Below are 15,484 nucleotides of genomic sequence, written 5' to 3' on the forward strand. Positions count from 1 at the left end.
CCTATATAATGTAGAAAAAAAATGTAGGAAACAAAAAAGGCACTGTGTTTGATACGAGTTATATACTCTTACCAAACACAGTGCCTTTTATCTATGTACAAATACCTATTTATGTACAAATACTAATAGCTATTAATGTAGTGAATTCTTACTTTTTATCTTCCATCAATGGACTATCATACTGTTTGTTGCTCTTGGCGACATTATGCGGATCATGGTCTTCCGTAGCCTTTTCTGCTGCAGCTGGATTTGCCTTCTGTAATGCATCATCAGGGACAATACCATTATTATCATCTGCATCTTTTAAGTTATGATCGCTATTGACGCTTTCATTATGTGAGTTATTCATTGGTACTCCCTACTATAATAATTACTCGTCTAACCCAAGAAACGCTATATATCTTTCGAGATTTAAACCTATCTAATCTTTTTCATCAGGATTTAAGATACGAGTTTGTGCATTATCAATATTGGCATAACGATTTAGATCATTAATACCCTCACTCTTTGGTGCTGCACTACCGACAGTATCTTCATTAATATTGTCGTCAAACGCGGTACTACCTTCTTGATCACGACGATCTGGTTGGCGCGCTGGATTGTCATTATCATTTACGTGTTCTGAGTCGACAACAGACTCATCAAAAGTATCAGTCCCTTTGTTCTCAGTGGTGTTTTTTTCAATTGCACTATGATCGTCAGATCCTAGTACTTTTTTCTTGTCTATTGCTGAGTCTTTGGCTTGCATTATCATATCCTCTTTTTATATTTATAATTTTGTCGCTTTGGTTAGCCCGCTGTTACCTATAGTCCTTTACTCATTACCTTTTTGGCTCAAGTCATAAGCACTTAGTTCTGCTGCGTTCTTGCCACCTGCTCGAAGATTCTCTTCTTTACGTGGATCAGCATAAACTTCATCGGTCTCTTGTGAATCTTGCTCAGGGCCATCAATTTCAGGCTTATGCTTGCGCCCTGCATAGCTATCTTTAGGGTTTTCTAGTTCACTAGCAGCAGGGTCATCCACGATTACTTTTTCTTCTGTTTCCGTTGCTACTGGTACTTGCATAGTCATGGCGTATCCCTCGCTTTATTATTTGTTATTATTAATTCGATGTTTGATGTTTGATGTTATAGATTACTTATCAGTACGTAAATCATCGTCGATAAAAGGCGTGTGCTCTTCTTCACTTAATGATTCAGGGGCGTCGACTTTTTTATTCTCTGCTAAGTTTTTCTCAACTTCCTGACCATTTACCTGTTCTGCAGCTTGTTTTATATCTGAATTGTCATCATTAGTAGTACTCATGGTTTATTTCCTATTATCATGATCTGATTACATGGTTTTAAAACATTAAATCGATATACGTTTTGAACTTGTCCCAACGCCCAAATGAGTAACCAATACTTATCAAGTAGCGTCAGAATTGATATTAATTATAGGTATGACCTTGGGTAATGCACCAGTGTACTGCCGTATCAATATGTGAATAATTGTGAGGTTGCAAGTCAGTTTGTAACTTTTGCAATTGGTAAGCACAAAAAAACCAAGCACCAGTATTTACCAGTGCTTGGTCAGATAGATAATTGAATAGCTGATTATCACCTAAAGGTATCTTTGCAAATTAACTAGGGCGTGTCCCTAATCTGTAAAAGTAAGTATAAAGGCTTTAAAATAAAGAGACTATTTCAAACAGGGCTCTCTAAATTATGGCAAGAACAGTGCTCACCGATAATACATGGTAACAACTCCAAAGTACCATGAAGGCTCATGGCTGTCATACTTGGAAAAACGACAAACAAGTCATGGAAGCCATATTGTGGAAACTTCGTACAGGCGCGCCATGGCGTGATATACCGAGTGAGCTATGCCCATGGAAAACGGCCTACAACCGTTTTAATAGGTTGTCAAAAAAGGGGTTGTGGGAACAATTTTTTTTGACCTACGAGCAAGTATTGATGAAGAATGGGTATTCGCAGACGGAAGCTATATCCGCTGTCATCAGCATTCAAGCGGCGCAAGACGAGGAGAGCTTCGAGCTACTGGAAAGTCACGAGGTGGAACCACTACCAAGATTCATCTCGCCGTCGATTCGCATGGAAACCCGATTGATTTTAAAATCACTGGGGGTGACGTCCACGACAGCCAAGCGGTAGATGATATTATAGAGATGCTAACGGATGCGACCTACTTTATTGCTGATAAAGCTTATGATTCTGAAACCATTAGAACTAGGCTAAAGCAAGATAACATAAGCCCTGTCATCCCTAAAAGAAAAAATGCTAAACAACCAGATGTAGCGTTTGATCACTATTTATATAAGCTACGACACTTAGTTGAAAACACGTTTGCAAGGCTAAAGCACTTCCGTGGTATTGCGACTAGATACGAGAAATTGGCTCGTAATTATAAGTCTATGCTGTATCTAGCTTGTACTATGATTCATTGCAAACTGAATTAGGGACACGCCCTAGACTCTTCGACACGATTAATCGTTTTTAATAAATGCTCTTGTGCGACGTGTGGCTCCTCACCTGCTGCTGGCTGTAGCTGATGCCAAACGCCAGTGCCATCAAGTGTCCATGCTTGCGTATTATCCTGTAAGTAGTTAATCAAGCCATCTTGATAAATCTGCTTAAACAGTTTCTTGTTCTCAATCGGGAACGCCACTTCTACGCGATGGAACAGGTTACGATCCATCCAGTCTGCACTACCGCAGTATAGACGCTCATCGCCATTATTATAGAAATAATAAACGCGCGTATGCTCTAAAAACCGTCCGATGACAGAGCGTACCGTGATGTTTTCCGACAGGCCCTTTACTTGCGGACGCAAGCAACACATAGAGCGCAGTATCAGCTCAATAGTGACGCCTGCTTGTGAGGCATCATATAGCTTATCAATCAGGCGACGCTCAGTGAGCGCGTTGGCTTTAATGATGATATGAGCGCGCTTGCCTGCCTTGGCATGAGCGATTTCATCATCGATAAAGCTCATCAATTTCTCATGCAAAGTAAACGGTGCATGTAGCAGTTTTTTGAGGTTGGCTGGCTTACCCATGCCGGTTAGCTCTTGGAATATTTTGTGGACATCTTCTGAGATATCAGGATCAGCGCTAAACAGACCATAATCTGTGTAAACCTTAGCATTGGCCGCGTGATAGTTACCGGTGCCCAGATGCACATAACGGCGGATTCGGTCTTCCTCGCGGCGTACGATTAGCATGAGCTTGGCATGGGTCTTGTAACCGACGATACCGTAGACCACGACCGCGCCTGCTTCTTGTAGATAGTTGGCAACTGCGATATTAGACGCTTCATCAAAACGCGCCCGCAGCTCAATAACAGCCGTAACTTCTTTACCATTACGAGCAGCGGCTGCAAGTGCTTTGACGATTTCTGAATTGGTGCCTGAACGATATAGCGTTTGTTTAATTGCCAATACTTTGGGATCGCTGGCCGCTTGCCAAAGTAAATTAATAATCGGTGAGAACGCATGAAAAGGATGATGAACCAACACATCGCTCTTACGCATGGCGGCGAACATACTGGTCGATTTATCTGACTTATCCATTTCTCGGCGGAATGCCTTTGGCAAGATATGTGTAAATGGCTGATAGCGCAGCTTTGGAATATTAAAATCACACAACAGGCGCGTCAGATTGACAGGACCATTGACACGGTACAACTGATTGGCATGCAGCTCAAACTCATTGAGCAAGTAGTCACTGATGTGCGCAGGGCAATTGGTAGTGACCTCTAGACGTACTTTGTCACCGAAGCGGCGGTTTTCAAGCTCGCCCTCTAGTGCCTTGGCAATGTCCTCAACATCATCTGCCAAATCCAAATCGGCATTACGCGTCAGCCTAAATTGGTGACAGCCTGTCACACTCATTCCAGGGAATAGCTCACCGATATGCTCATGAATGATAGCGGATAGCATCACATGATGCTCTTTGCCACCAGTCAGCTCATCTGGCAGACGAATCACGCGCGGTAGACTGCGTGGCGCAGGTACAATTGCTAAGTTGATATCACGTCCAAAGGCGTCTTTGCCTTCCAAGGTAGCGATAAAGTTTAAGCTTTTATTTACAAGGCGCGGGAATGGATGCGCCGGATCAATACTAATCGGTGTCAATACGGGTACGACTTGCTCCGTAAAATAGCGCTTCATCCATGCAGACTGCTCAGCGTTTAGCTCATCACGTTTTAGGTAGCGAATATCCTCAAGCGCAAGCGCTGGCAGGATATCTTCATTTAGAATACGGTACTGCTCACTGATTGCGGCATGAGTGATAATAGATATCTCGTTTAGCACTTCGCTAGGACGCATGCCATGAGCACTGGTCGATACATCACCGATGTTAAGCTTTTGCATGATGCCAGCGACACGAATCTCAAAAAACTCATCAAGATTGGATGAAAAAATAATCAAGAAAAATAAGCGTTCAAGCAGTGGGTGACGCGAACTAGATGCCTGCGCTAATACTCGCAGATGAAACTGTAATAAAGACAAATCACGATTGATATAACTGCTCGGTGAATAGCTGCCATCTGCTGAGCGTTGCCATTCAATTTCTGCTAAATTATTTTGGCTATTATCTATACTAATCTCTTTATTAATATTGTCGTTAGCGCCCTCATTGACATTATTAACGTCAATCATATCGTTAACATCACCACTGCCCTGATTACTAGTCATCTCTACCACGTCACTACTCCTTTTGCGTTATCGATACGCCATCATCTTTTATAGTTCTGTTTTATTATGGCTTGTCCTCATTTTTGTTAGCATGTTTAAGATGAGGACACACCCTAGTTTTATTTGAAATGGTACAGCCTACAATATAGTACAGCTCTAAGGTTGCATGTTTATGAAGATGCTTGCGGTAATATGGCATTTTTCATACGTTTTTTGATAATACGTTGCTTGTTACGTAAACGCTTATCGCCTTGATTGTCTTCGTAGTACTTTGGATTGGTAAGCATCGCAATCAGAAGCGCTGACTCATCTCGGTTTAGATTGGCCGCAGACTTATCGAAATAATGATGCGCTGCTGCATCAATACCATAGATACCATTACCAAACTCCGCCACATTTAGGTAAGCGGTCATAATGCGCTGCTTATCCCATAGCGTCTCAATCATCACAGTAATGACAGCCTCTTCCGCTTTACGCACATAAGAGCGATGCGAGGTTAGGAATAAGTTCTTTGCCAATTGCTGAGTAATCGTTGAGCCGCCGGCAGACATTTTACCTGTTTCTTCATTTTTCTTTTGCGCCGCTTTGATACCTTTAAAATCAAAACCGCTGTGCTGACTAAACGTCGAGTCTTCACTCACAATCGCCGCTTGCTTGGCAGATTTGGCAATCGCATCATATTCAGCCCATGTCTGAGTGACTGTGCCGCCCGTTAGGCGATGCGTCAACATAAACATACTGTTGTTGATTGGCTGCGTTTTCCAAATTAATAATAGCCCAACGACCAATATATGGAATGCGACAACCAATAGCATAATTGCCAATAACAGACGTTTGATAAATGTGCCAAAACTTGCCATGCGCGATATCCGAGTGGTTAAAAAAGTAATAAGATAAGATAGATACTCTATTAATGACTATGAGACATCAACTAAGAATCAATGATTGTAAACGGGCCATTTATAGCCGCTCATCGACCGTTGAGCATTAGTCATTAATAACGATCAATAGCAGGTCATCTTACCTAATCTCACAATCGCTGTCATTATTTACCCTACTTCTTTATGATGTAATGACCGTTAAAGTATTTTATGTTTTAAATAAGCACGTGCTGAGCATCAGCGCTTTGCAATCAGTATGAAGATAAGAGATTACCCATGCACGATGATAATATAGAAGTATTACGAGCGCGCGTTATTGCAGCAAATCCAAGCCTCAACACCGCTGAAAATAACAATCAATGGTGGCTACTCGGCACCTCAGGCTGCCATTTATGTGATATTGCTGAGCAAATAATTAATCAGTTTCAGGCTGTACAACCGATTAGTTACCAACATGTCGATATTGCAGACTTTGATGAGGCGCTGATGATGGAATTTGCCACCACTATTCCTGTAATTTTGACGCCGTCTAAACGATTAAACTATCCGTTTTCGGTGATGGATTTGCAGCAGCTGCTCGCTTAATAGCATTAGACCTATAACAAAGACGTCCTATTACGATGATAAAGTGGTGAGAAATCATGAAAGATTTAAAACCTGTTTTAAAGAAAGTAACAGAGATTGAAGACCTGCGCCGTGTCGCTGAGCGCAAAGTACCGCGTATGTTTTATGACTATGTCGATTCAGGCTCATGGACTGAGACCACGTATCGCAGTAATGAAACTGACTTTGACCGTATCAAACTGCGCCAGCGAGTATTGGTCGATATGGACAATCGCAGTCTAGCGACACAAATGATTGGCGAGTCCGTCAATATGCCCGTCGCCATCGCCCCAACTGGGTTCACTGGCATGATGTGGGCAGATGGCGAAATTCATGCCGCGGGTGCTGCCGAAAAATTTGGCGTGCCCTTCTCGCTCTCGACCATGAGCATCTGCTCTATCGAAGATATCGCTACTCATACCAGCAAGCCGTTTTGGTTTCAGTTATATGTCATGCGCGATCAAGACTATATGGCCAATCTGATTCAACGAGCCAAAGATGCCAATTGTTCAGCCCTAATATTAACTGCCGACTTGCAGGTCATGGGTCAACGCCATAAAGATATTAAAAACGGCTTGTCTGCACCGCCTAAACCGACGCTTACTAACATCATCAACCTAATGACCAAGCCGCAGTGGTGTATGAATATGCTAGGCACCAAACGTCGTAGCTTTGGCAATATCGTCGGTCATACCAAAGGCGTTGAAGACTTGTCCTCATTAAGCTCATGGACGGAAGAGCAGTTCGATCCACGTTTGAGCTGGGATGATGTGGCGCGTATCAAAGATATGTGGGGCGGCAAGCTGATTATCAAAGGCATCATGGAGCCGGAAGATGCCATCATGGCTGCCCGTAGCGGTGCCGATGCACTGGTCGTCTCTAACCATGGTGGCCGTCAATTAGACGGTGCGCTGTCTTCTATTTCTGCGCTGTCTGACATCGTACAAGCTGTCCATGCTGAGAATAGCGACATTGAAGTGTGGTTAGATAGTGGCATTCGCTCTGGTCAAGATGTGCTAAAAGCGATATCGCTGGGTGCAAAGGGCACAATGATTGGTCGCGCTTTTCTCTATGGACTGGGCGCTTATGGTGAAGATGGCGTACGCCGCGCGCTCGAAATTATCTATAAAGAGTGTGATATCTCAATGGCATTCTGCGGTCATACCGATATCAATAAAGTTACGGACGATATCTTGGTAAAAGGTACTTATGAGAATCTTAAAGTTGGTAATTTTTAAGAGCTGTTCATTTTTCAGAACTATCCGTTTTTAAGAACTTTCGATTTCTAAGAGCTTGCTAGTTTTAAAAGCTATCAGCCATAAAGACTATGAAAACTTGTACCATGATGACCTGCGGATAAATAACATTATCTGACCATACCCTTTATACTATATATACAACATTTTGATGATATCTCGCTTTTATGACCATTCAACAACTATTAAAAACAGCACCCGTCACTACCCTGCTATTAGCCAGCTTTATCGGGCTATTTATTATGCAGGTGCTGACAGGTGTCGATGCCAATAACCCCTCCACTGAAGCACTGCTCAAATGGGGCGCGAATGCATTGCCTTACACGATGCAAGACCAACCATGGCGGCTGGTCAGTAGTGCGTTTTTGCATATTGGTCTGATGCATTTATTGTTTAATGGGTTCGCCATGTATTTCTTTGGGCAAATTGCCGAGCCGATGTTTGGCTCAGCCAAATTTTTAGCGTTATTTTTGCTGGCAGCAATCGGTGGTAACTTACTCAATAGCTATGTGACGTGGCAAAGTATTTTGGATGGTACGGGACAGCCTGGACTATCAGCTGGCGCATCAGGCGGCATCATGGGTATTGGCGCGGCACTATTAATTGCCGCACTGTTTAAGATATCGGTCAATGGCATAGTACTTAACCTCAAAAGTCTGATATTTATTATGGGCATCAACCTCGTCTATGGGTTTGCCGTACCGGGTATTGATAATGCGGGTCATATCGGTGGCGCAATCACGGGACTAGTGATTGCATTGGCTTTTGCGATTGGCTACCGTCAGCGTCTGGCAGTCGCTATACAAAACGCAGCGATTCAGCAGCAGCGCACGTTCAACGCTTATCAAACCAACTACTCATACAGCGCTCACGACAACCCACCATATGACAGTCAGTATAGCGGTCAATATCGTGAACAACACGATAACCAAAGCCGTTATGATGCTACTCCTCTCGATCAATCACCTCACTTTGCTGCCAACTCAATCGAGCAAGATACTGCTGTTGCAAACGATGAAACGAATGCGTCTGATATAAATGCTAACAATAGTGCCGATAGCGTTAATACTATCAATTCACCGTTAAACAATGGCACTGTTCATAATAGTATTGAACCCGAAGCACTTAAAAAACCCTCCATTATTTGGCAGCTCTTACCATGGCTTGCGATGTTACTTATCAGTATTGGTTTTGTCTGGTGGTGGCAAGATATTCACCAGCAATTACTACAAGTACTAAAAGCCATTGAGTAAATGCTCATACTTATCTATCATTGCTATATAGACTCCAAAAACAGCATACTGACCAACATTACTGATTCGTTTTATAGCTTGTCCTTTTAAACACGTTTTGCTTAATCGCACCACTCAGTTATTTATACTCACTTACGAGATCCAATTATGTTAAAACTTGCAGCGCTACCTAATATCTCTACACGTACTATGTTTAGCGCGTTCACCGCTACTGCACTATTTAGTGTGGCTAGCATGTCTAACGCCGCACTTTTTAATGACAACTTGCCGACTGACAAAGATGCTGAGCTTAGCGTTGGGGTCAATGTCATGGCGGTCAAATCAGCCTACGATCTCGAAGACAGCACTGAAGTGCGCGTGCTACCAGGTGCATTTTATGACAACAACAAAGTCTATGTACGCGGTGCGCAAGCTGGTGCGTATCTGATCAACGATGGTGTCAATCAGCTGTCTGCCTATGCCAAGCTTGCGGGTTCTGAGTTTGAACCTGATGATGCCAATGGCGCACTGCAAGGCTTGGATGAGCGTAAATCATCAGCAGAAGCAGGTCTAAGCTACCAGCGTCGTACCGCTATCGGTGGCATCCGCGCGCAGATAGGTGCTGATGTATTAGATCGTAGTGGCGGTAATACGGCTCGCTTGACCTACCTTTCTAGAATCACTAAAGGCAAGCTAACGGTCTATCCAAGTATTGGCTTTGAATATCATGATGCTGACTACAATGAATACTACTATGGTGTCAGTGAAAAAGAGGCTGCTAAAACGGGCGTTGACACTTATAAATCTAACTCTAGCTTGAATCCGTATATCAACATCAGTGCCAACTATGACTTCAATGAGCGCTGGGCAGGATTTGCCAATCAAAGCGTGAGCTATGTACCAAATGAGCAGTACGATAGCCCAATGGTCGACTCACGTACTGAAGCGGCGACGACACTTGGTTTGCTCTATAAGTTTTAGTTAGGACTGGATTTTTGATAGAAAAAAGGCCTTAACGCGCCATGTGGTAAGGCCTTTTTACTGATATATAATAATGAAGCCTACATAAATAATCTAAGTCATTCCAGTTTACAATCAATCAAAAACTTCCGTTGAAACGATAGAATCGATCAGTGAACTTACAACAGGAACAGATACACTATTTCCAATTAGCTTCATCCATCGTGAACGACTTTCTGGCAGCTTGAAGTTTCTTGGGAAACCTTGTATTAGACAAGCTTCTTCCTTAGTAATTTTTCTATACTGCTTAGTGAAATAGACTTCCTCTAGAAACTTTTTCTTATAACTTTCATTCGTTTCTCTATCTATGTGTTTGAGCGCGACGAAATCATTCGTGTCACTAGCTACAAGAGTTGGAAAGACATCTGAAGTAGGTAAAAATATACGGTTAATACCATCTATTCCACTGCTAATCTTTGTGTTTTTAAACTCATACCTTTCCTCAATACAACTAATCACTTCTTTATTGATTAAAGAAGAAAGCAACCCTGAAAGTGATCTACTATTTAACCTTAATGAATTTTGTGTTTTTAGGATGTCTAATTGCAGTACACCATCATGAGCAAATTTTAAAAGTTCAGCTTCGCTATCGGTTAAATCGGTATCACAACAAGCTAATACTTTAAATCTATAAAAAACTTTCTTTAAAATATCCTTACGAACTAAATCTTCTAGTTCATAAAAATTGATACTAGGATCAATTTTTTGTATTTGTACTAATGAGAGAGGGTTACCATCCAGCAAACCAAACTGTTTTTTTCGTCTATTTTTTAATAATAATAGACATATATCTTTCTCTCTATCAGTAGTATCAAGGATGTCCCATGAATGAATTGTGGTTTCGCCATTACGTAGATCATTAAATAAGAAGTAATCATTGTAGCCATTTTTACTTGAAAGACTCATTTGTTTGTTTACTTTTTTACTGAAGCCAAACAAGTCCACTTGCTCATTATTACTTTCAATTTCAGGAAGATCAATATCTAATATGTCTGCTAAGACAACTTTTTTTTCGACGCTTCGGGGAGGGTTAAATTTATCAAAAAACTGTTTTTCACGAAACCCAACAATGTAAATACGAACACGATTTTGTGCTACTCCATAATCATGTGAGTTGAGAATATAGTAATTCGCATAATAACCGGCTTGTGTAATACGTTTGAGAATATACTGAAGTGCTGACTTATTTCTTGGATCAACTAACCCTTTTACATTTTCAAAAATAAAAGCTTTAGGCTGCGATTGATTAAGTAAGTAGATCGTATCATTCCATAACTGACCACGATCATCATTGAAGCCAAGATTTTTTCCTGCAATAGACCAGCTTTGACAAGGAACCCCTGCTGTCAACAAATCGTGCTCAGGTAGTTCTTCAATTTTCCGAATATCACCAAAATTTAAAGCTGGGCTAATACGATAATTGTCACAGTATGTTTCGATAGCATCCTTATCAATTTCACTAAAGCCTATACATTCGCCACCATTAGCACTGAGAGCCATTTTGAACCCACCAATGCCTGAAAACAAGTCTATAAATTTAATTTTTGATGTTCCCATTTTAATGCAATATATCCTCTTTATAATTTCCAGGTGGTTCAATACCCAAAAACTCACGATAAATTCGCTCTTTATAATTTTTACCCAATGAATTAATTTCATCAATAAAAAGTTCGTATGTACCCTCGCCGCCTATCAAATCCCAAAACTCTTCTCCGATTAAGACGGACTCATCGTTGTTCATGTCAAACCATCTTTTAGGAAACGCCCAATTGTAATCAGCTTTCTTACCATAAGGATTATACGGAAGAGCAAAAAATGCAAAATCCACTTTCGGGGGCTGCATAGCTAACAATTTAAAAATTTTCTCTTTACTTACTTTAGTCTGGTCGCTATTAGGAAGAGGTGCTTTGACTTCGAACGCATAAGTCTTATGTGTTTTTGTACTCTTAATCAAAACATCACAAACTACTGATGCTGGCATCAACTTACCACCGCCTTCTAGAATGTATTGCAACTCACCTTTCCAGTTAGGTAGACTTCGATCTTTTCCCTTATGTTCCAGCCTGTTCAGAACCTGTTGAATCCTACGTAATCTTTCAGCTCCTATTTCACCAATAACATGAGTACCTGTTTCACAACGCCCGTGATGTTCTACAGCAACCACTTCAGCTAATCTCTCCCATACACCACCAAAAGGCGTCACAAAACGCCTCTCAAAATGAGACCCCTTAAATATTTCATCTGGCACTAGAGCAGCATATAATGGTTTCTGTGAATGGTGCTTTTCTTTAATAAACGGGTCTCTATTTAAAACCCTGTCCATTACCCTATCCATCAATTCTGTAATGACTCTATTAATACCTTCTTTTACATTATTTTCTGCCACTATTTATTCCTTTTGAAGAACTTAACTCTTATAAAAAGACCTCGTCAGTTTGTACAACAAGGTCTTTTTTTTCTAAGTTCTCAGTGAAACAAATATGATGCTGCTACTAGAAAGACAAGTGCAAATAGTACTTATCGTACATTAAGCGAGTCTGACGCCGTAGCAGGTCATTATTTGGTCTACTGCTTACTTAGGATGTACCATATCAGCAGGAATTACCCACTCATCAAACTGCGCTTCAGTTAATAGCTCTAGCTCAACCGCAACTTGCTTCAAAGTTTTGTTTTCTTTATAAGCAGTCTTAGCGATTTTAGCTGCATTTTCATAACCAACATGACGGTTCAATGACGTTACTAGCATCAATGAATTGTGCAAGAAGTCATCGATTTTGTCTTTTACTGGCTCGATACCAACGGCACAGTTTTCGTTGAAGCTGTTGCAAGCATCGCCAAGCAGCTTGATAGACTGCAACAAGTTAAACGCGATAACTGGCTTATACACGTTTAGCTCAAAGTTACCTGACGCGCCAGCCATGCTGATAGTCGTGTCGTTACCCATAACCTGAGCGACAACCATAGTCATTGCTTCTGACTGCGTTGGGTTAACTTTACCTGGCATGATAGAAGAGCCTGGCTCATTTTCAGGAATCGTCAACTCACCCAGACCACAACGAGGGCCAGATGCCAACCAACGTACGTCGTTAGCGATTTTGTTTAAGCTACCCGCTAATGTTTTTAGTGCGCCTGAGGCGAATACTTCTGCATCACGAGCGGCTAGTGCTTCAAATTTGTTTGGTGACGTGACGAATGGCAAGCCAGTCAAAGTCGCTAGTTGCTCAGCTGATTTTACTGCATAGTCAGGATGGGCGTTTAGACCAGTACCAACCGCAGTACCGCCTAGTGGCAATTCATATAGACCTTGTAGCGCGTTGTCGATACGAGTCAATGAATGGTCAAGTTGGCTCACATAGCCGCTGAACTCTTGGCCTAGGGTCAAAGGCGTCGCGTCTTGTAGATGCGTACGACCGATTTTTACGATGCTATCGAATTCTTTGGCTTTTGCCGCTAGCGTATCGCGTAGTGCTTGTACCGCTGGAATCAACAAGCTGTTGATTTGACGAGCAGCTGCCACACGAATCGCCGTTGGGAAGCTGTCGTTGGTAGACTGTGCATGGTTTACATGGTCATTTGGGTGAATTGGCGTGTAGCTGCCACGTTCAGAACCAGCGATTTCGTTAGCACGGTTGGCCAATACTTCGTTCATGTTCATGTTTGACTGGGTGCCAGAACCTGTCTGCCATACAACCAATGGGAACTGATCGACCAGACCACCATTGATGATTTCGTCAGCGGCTTGTACGATGAGATCACGCTTGTCGCCTTCGATACGCTCTAGGCTTGCATTGGTAATCGCAGCGGCTTTTTTGACCAGTGCCATCGCTTCAATCATTGGACGCGGCAAAGTCTCACCACCGATTTTGAAGTTTTCGCGGCTACGCTGAGTTTGCGCGCCCCAATAAGCATCAGCTGGGACTTCTACGTTGCCCATGGTGTCTTTTTCGGTACGAGTTGCCTGATTCTGTGTCGACATAACTACCCTCTTTACTGGTTTGTTGTTAAATAACTGAACGATAAAAAGTGCAACAGCTGCTGCACATAAACGGAAATACGATGTAAAGTGGCGTTATGATAGCATGACTAAGGCGTGTTGAATATTCACAAATAGCCTTGAGCGATGCCTAAAAACGCCTGTCATCACCAATCTGATACTTCATTGGATAAGATACCTATGCACTCTAAAATTATGCACTCTGAAACCATGCACCCCAAACCAATACGGCCTGAGCATAATAGGCTTGATTCAAATAATGGTGACTCAAAAAATACTGAAACATCTGAATCTGTCATTAGCAATCCGCCTAGACGACACTTTACTCGCCAACGCCGTCAGTTGAGCGATGGAGAACGTAGACAACTTGCTCAGTCTGCGAGCTTACATCTAACCAAACTACAGCAGCGATTGCCAACGAATGCACGCATTGGCTTATATTACGATGGCTTTGGTGAGCTACCTACTCAGCCAATTTTAGATTGGTGTCAACGCTTAGGCTATTTACCTTACTTACCAGTCGTTGGTTCATTCAGTCGTACCAGCAACGGCAGTGATGATAAACATCTACGCTTTGTACCCATTTATCATTCAAAACTACTCAACATACCGACACGTATTCATCGTTTGGGTATGAAGCAAAATCATCATCGTCGTTTGCTGTGGGCGCACGAATTAGACGTGATTATTTGTCCGTTAGTCGCGGTAGATAAACACGGCAACCGCATGGGCATGGGTGGTGGATTTTATGATACGACGCTTGGTAACAGCTATCGCTCAGGGACTTCAAGGCCGTTAAAGATAGGCTGGTGCTATGATTTTCAAGTGGTTGAACAATTAGCGCGTCAACCGTGGGATGTGCCATTAGACGGCTTAATTACGCCAAGCGGCATAAGGTGGTTTTAATGAAAGACGATAAGCAAGCGACAGATGCTAACTCTAGCGCTGCTGATTCCAGTGCAGACAGTGTGGATGAGTATTTGCAAACGTTAGGTAGCGAGGACGCTAGAGAGCTGCGTTACTACAGTCAAGAGCAACCCTTTAGCGCTGATGAAATGACACGGCTCGTCAATGAAGAACGCTTAAATGAATTGCTAGCGCAAAGCGATGCGTTTTTGAGTAGTTTAAGTGACGAGTTGAGAGATTTTGAGGACAACAGTCATTGATATTTATTTTCAATTAAACAGAACTATTGTTTAAATTCAGAGTATATCTTATCATAGATAATAATGATTATTATTATTAACAAATAGGATAAAAACTCTAGTGACAACTCTCTCTGTTAAGAAGTCTAGATCGTTTTATGTACTGACAGCTGCCCTGTTTTTTTGGATAGGAGTAACAATATTCGGTATTTACTTTTGGGAGTATGATGATTCTGAAAGCTTAATATCATTCCTTTACTTTCTCTCCGCTTGTATTTTATTTATTCTCGCTAGCTATAGAGAAAGACAGTTAGAAAAAAAGCGTATATATGATAATAACTTGTTATCCATCAATAGCTTTTCAGCGCAACTGAATGCAGAAAATGAGCAACTAACTTTGGTTTCCGATAAAAACTTTTTATGGTTATCAACTTTCACTTTTTACGCTATATTAATCCTACTAATACTTTCCGTAGGTTTGCTGTTATACGGTTATATAAATGGCGATCTAGAGTATGGCATCTTTGTCTTTATTTATCTTGAACTCTTCTTTATGCACTCTATTAATAAAAACAGTAAACAAATAAAGCAGCGTATCTACGATAAAAAAATATCGTAGATACGTAGAAATCGATCAACTCGCTATGCATATAT

At 41.7% G+C, this 15,484-nt stretch carries 17 protein-coding genes; 8 read left to right on the top strand and 9 right to left on the bottom strand.

The window, feature by feature from the left end; all coding sequences use genetic code 11:
• Nucleotides 1–148: 148 nt before the first annotated feature.
• From AK824_RS10015 to AK824_RS13650, 4 genes are all read right to left on the bottom strand, one after another.
• Nucleotides 149–349, bottom strand: a complete 201-nt coding sequence (locus tag AK824_RS10015) for a hypothetical protein (protein ID WP_057761189.1) — start codon at nucleotides 347–349, stop codon at nucleotides 149–151.
• A 72-nt stretch (nucleotides 350–421) separates the two neighbouring features.
• The gene (locus tag AK824_RS10020; protein WP_057761191.1) at nucleotides 422–748 is read right to left on the bottom strand and encodes a hypothetical protein; all 327 of its coding nucleotides are present in this window, start codon (nucleotides 746–748) and stop codon (nucleotides 422–424) included.
• Nucleotides 749–814: 66 nt separating this feature from the next.
• Nucleotides 815–1,072: a hypothetical protein gene (locus AK824_RS10025; protein ID WP_057761194.1), complete on the bottom strand. Its 258-nt coding sequence runs from the start codon at nucleotides 1,070–1,072 to the stop codon at nucleotides 815–817.
• Nucleotides 1,073–1,135: 63 nt separating this feature from the next.
• Nucleotides 1,136–1,306 (bottom strand): hypothetical protein, encoded by a 171-nt coding sequence (locus tag AK824_RS13650; RefSeq protein ID WP_197411797.1) that lies wholly within the window; start codon nucleotides 1,304–1,306, stop codon nucleotides 1,136–1,138.
• 452 nt (nucleotides 1,307–1,758) lie between these two features.
• Between AK824_RS13650 and AK824_RS10030 the strand changes: the two genes are divergently transcribed.
• A protein-coding gene (locus tag AK824_RS10030; RefSeq protein WP_264753486.1) for an IS5 family transposase occupies nucleotides 1,759–2,459 on the top strand; the annotation gives its coding sequence in 2 pieces (ribosomal slippage) (nucleotides 1,759–1,936 and nucleotides 1,936–2,459; 702 coding nt in all).
• Here the strand turns inward: AK824_RS10030 and ppk1 are convergent.
• Together ppk1 and mtgA are read right to left on the bottom strand one after the other, a co-directional pair.
• Nucleotides 2,456–4,699 (bottom strand): polyphosphate kinase 1, encoded by a 2,244-nt coding sequence (ppk1, locus tag AK824_RS10035; protein WP_156410735.1) that lies wholly within the window; start codon nucleotides 4,697–4,699, stop codon nucleotides 2,456–2,458. The genes AK824_RS10030 and ppk1 overlap by 4 nt on opposite strands.
• 170 nt (nucleotides 4,700–4,869) lie before the next feature.
• A complete protein-coding gene (gene mtgA, locus AK824_RS10040) occupies nucleotides 4,870–5,559 on the bottom strand; it encodes a monofunctional biosynthetic peptidoglycan transglycosylase (protein ID WP_057761195.1) in 690 nt (229 codons plus the stop codon).
• 297 nt (nucleotides 5,560–5,856) lie between these two features.
• On the opposite strand from mtgA, the gene AK824_RS10045 reads away from it, so the two are divergent.
• From AK824_RS10045 to AK824_RS10060, 4 genes are all read left to right on the top strand, one after another.
• Nucleotides 5,857–6,165, top strand: a complete 309-nt coding sequence (locus AK824_RS10045; protein WP_057761197.1) for a glutaredoxin family protein — start codon at nucleotides 5,857–5,859, stop codon at nucleotides 6,163–6,165.
• 56 nt (nucleotides 6,166–6,221) lie between these two features.
• On the top strand, nucleotides 6,222–7,421 hold the full coding sequence (locus AK824_RS10050) for an alpha-hydroxy acid oxidase (RefSeq protein WP_057761199.1): 1,200 nt from the start codon (nucleotides 6,222–6,224) through the stop codon (nucleotides 7,419–7,421).
• Between the two features lie 185 nt (nucleotides 7,422–7,606).
• A complete protein-coding gene (locus AK824_RS10055; protein WP_057761201.1) occupies nucleotides 7,607–8,692 on the top strand; it encodes a rhomboid family intramembrane serine protease in 1,086 nt (361 codons plus the stop codon).
• Nucleotides 8,693–8,839: 147 nt separating this feature from the next.
• On the top strand, nucleotides 8,840–9,652 hold the full coding sequence (locus tag AK824_RS10060) for a MipA/OmpV family protein (protein WP_057761203.1): 813 nt from the start codon (nucleotides 8,840–8,842) through the stop codon (nucleotides 9,650–9,652).
• A 114-nt stretch (nucleotides 9,653–9,766) separates the two neighbouring features.
• Here the strand turns inward: AK824_RS10060 and AK824_RS10065 are convergent, their stop codons facing one another.
• The 3 genes from AK824_RS10065 to fumC all read right to left on the bottom strand — a co-directional run bounded on the left by AK824_RS10065 (nucleotide 9,767) and on the right by fumC (nucleotide 13,667).
• Nucleotides 9,767–11,248: a DNA cytosine methyltransferase gene (locus tag AK824_RS10065; RefSeq protein WP_057761205.1), complete on the bottom strand. Its 1,482-nt coding sequence runs from the start codon at nucleotides 11,246–11,248 to the stop codon at nucleotides 9,767–9,769.
• A gap of 1 nt (nucleotide 11,249) precedes the next feature.
• On the bottom strand, nucleotides 11,250–12,077 hold the full coding sequence (locus AK824_RS10070) for a TdeIII family type II restriction endonuclease (RefSeq protein WP_156410708.1): 828 nt from the start codon (nucleotides 12,075–12,077) through the stop codon (nucleotides 11,250–11,252).
• Nucleotides 12,078–12,263: 186 nt separating this feature from the next.
• Nucleotides 12,264–13,667, bottom strand: a complete 1,404-nt coding sequence (gene fumC, locus AK824_RS10075) for a class II fumarate hydratase (protein WP_057761207.1) — start codon at nucleotides 13,665–13,667, stop codon at nucleotides 12,264–12,266.
• A gap of 198 nt (nucleotides 13,668–13,865) precedes the next feature.
• Here fumC and AK824_RS10080 point away from each other — a divergent pair, with 198 nt between their 5' ends.
• From AK824_RS10080 to AK824_RS10090, 3 genes are all read left to right on the top strand, one after another.
• Nucleotides 13,866–14,591, top strand: coding sequence for a 5-formyltetrahydrofolate cyclo-ligase (locus AK824_RS10080; RefSeq protein ID WP_227511158.1), 726 nt, complete (start codon nucleotides 13,866–13,868; stop codon nucleotides 14,589–14,591).
• The gene (locus AK824_RS10085) at nucleotides 14,591–14,851 is read left to right on the top strand and encodes a hypothetical protein (protein ID WP_057761209.1); all 261 of its coding nucleotides are present in this window, start codon (nucleotides 14,591–14,593) and stop codon (nucleotides 14,849–14,851) included. The genes AK824_RS10080 and AK824_RS10085 overlap by 1 nt, the downstream gene beginning before the upstream one ends.
• A 100-nt stretch (nucleotides 14,852–14,951) precedes the next feature.
• A complete protein-coding gene (locus tag AK824_RS10090; protein WP_057761211.1) occupies nucleotides 14,952–15,449 on the top strand; it encodes a hypothetical protein in 498 nt (165 codons plus the stop codon).
• The last annotated feature ends 35 nt before the right edge of the window (nucleotides 15,450–15,484 follow it).

Source organism: Psychrobacter sp. P11G3 (assembly GCF_001435845.1).
In the GTDB taxonomy this organism is placed as follows: Bacteria; Pseudomonadota; Gammaproteobacteria; order Pseudomonadales; family Moraxellaceae; genus Psychrobacter.

What these genes read in the sequence shown, in the direction of transcription:
- AK824_RS10015 (WP_057761189.1), bottom strand. Translation starts at nt 349, where the DNA reads ATGAATAACTCACATAATGAAAGCGTCAATAGCGATCATAACTTAAAA.
- AK824_RS10020 (WP_057761191.1), bottom strand. Translation starts at nt 748, where the DNA reads ATGCAAGCCAAAGACTCAGCAATAGACAAGAAAAAAGTACTAGGATCT.
- AK824_RS10025 (WP_057761194.1), bottom strand. Translation starts at nt 1,072, where the DNA reads ATGACTATGCAAGTACCAGTAGCAACGGAAACAGAAGAAAAAGTAATC.
- AK824_RS13650 (WP_197411797.1), bottom strand. Translation starts at nt 1,306, where the DNA reads ATGAGTACTACTAATGATGACAATTCAGATATAAAACAAGCTGCAGAA.
- ppk1 (WP_156410735.1), bottom strand. Translation starts at nt 4,699, where the DNA reads ATGACTAGTAATCAGGGCAGTGGTGATGTTAACGATATGATTGACGTT.
- mtgA (WP_057761195.1), bottom strand. Translation starts at nt 5,559, where the DNA reads ATGGCAAGTTTTGGCACATTTATCAAACGTCTGTTATTGGCAATTATG.
- AK824_RS10045 (WP_057761197.1), top strand. Translation starts at nt 5,857, where the DNA reads ATGCACGATGATAATATAGAAGTATTACGAGCGCGCGTTATTGCAGCA.
- AK824_RS10050 (WP_057761199.1), top strand. Translation starts at nt 6,222, where the DNA reads ATGAAAGATTTAAAACCTGTTTTAAAGAAAGTAACAGAGATTGAAGAC.
- AK824_RS10055 (WP_057761201.1), top strand. Translation starts at nt 7,607, where the DNA reads ATGACCATTCAACAACTATTAAAAACAGCACCCGTCACTACCCTGCTA.
- AK824_RS10060 (WP_057761203.1), top strand. Translation starts at nt 8,840, where the DNA reads ATGTTAAAACTTGCAGCGCTACCTAATATCTCTACACGTACTATGTTT.
- AK824_RS10065 (WP_057761205.1), bottom strand. Translation starts at nt 11,248, where the DNA reads ATGGGAACATCAAAAATTAAATTTATAGACTTGTTTTCAGGCATTGGT.
- fumC (WP_057761207.1), bottom strand. Translation starts at nt 13,667, where the DNA reads ATGTCGACACAGAATCAGGCAACTCGTACCGAAAAAGACACCATGGGC.
- AK824_RS10080 (WP_227511158.1), top strand. Translation starts at nt 13,866, where the DNA reads ATGCACTCTAAAATTATGCACTCTGAAACCATGCACCCCAAACCAATA.
- AK824_RS10085 (WP_057761209.1), top strand. Translation starts at nt 14,591, where the DNA reads ATGAAAGACGATAAGCAAGCGACAGATGCTAACTCTAGCGCTGCTGAT.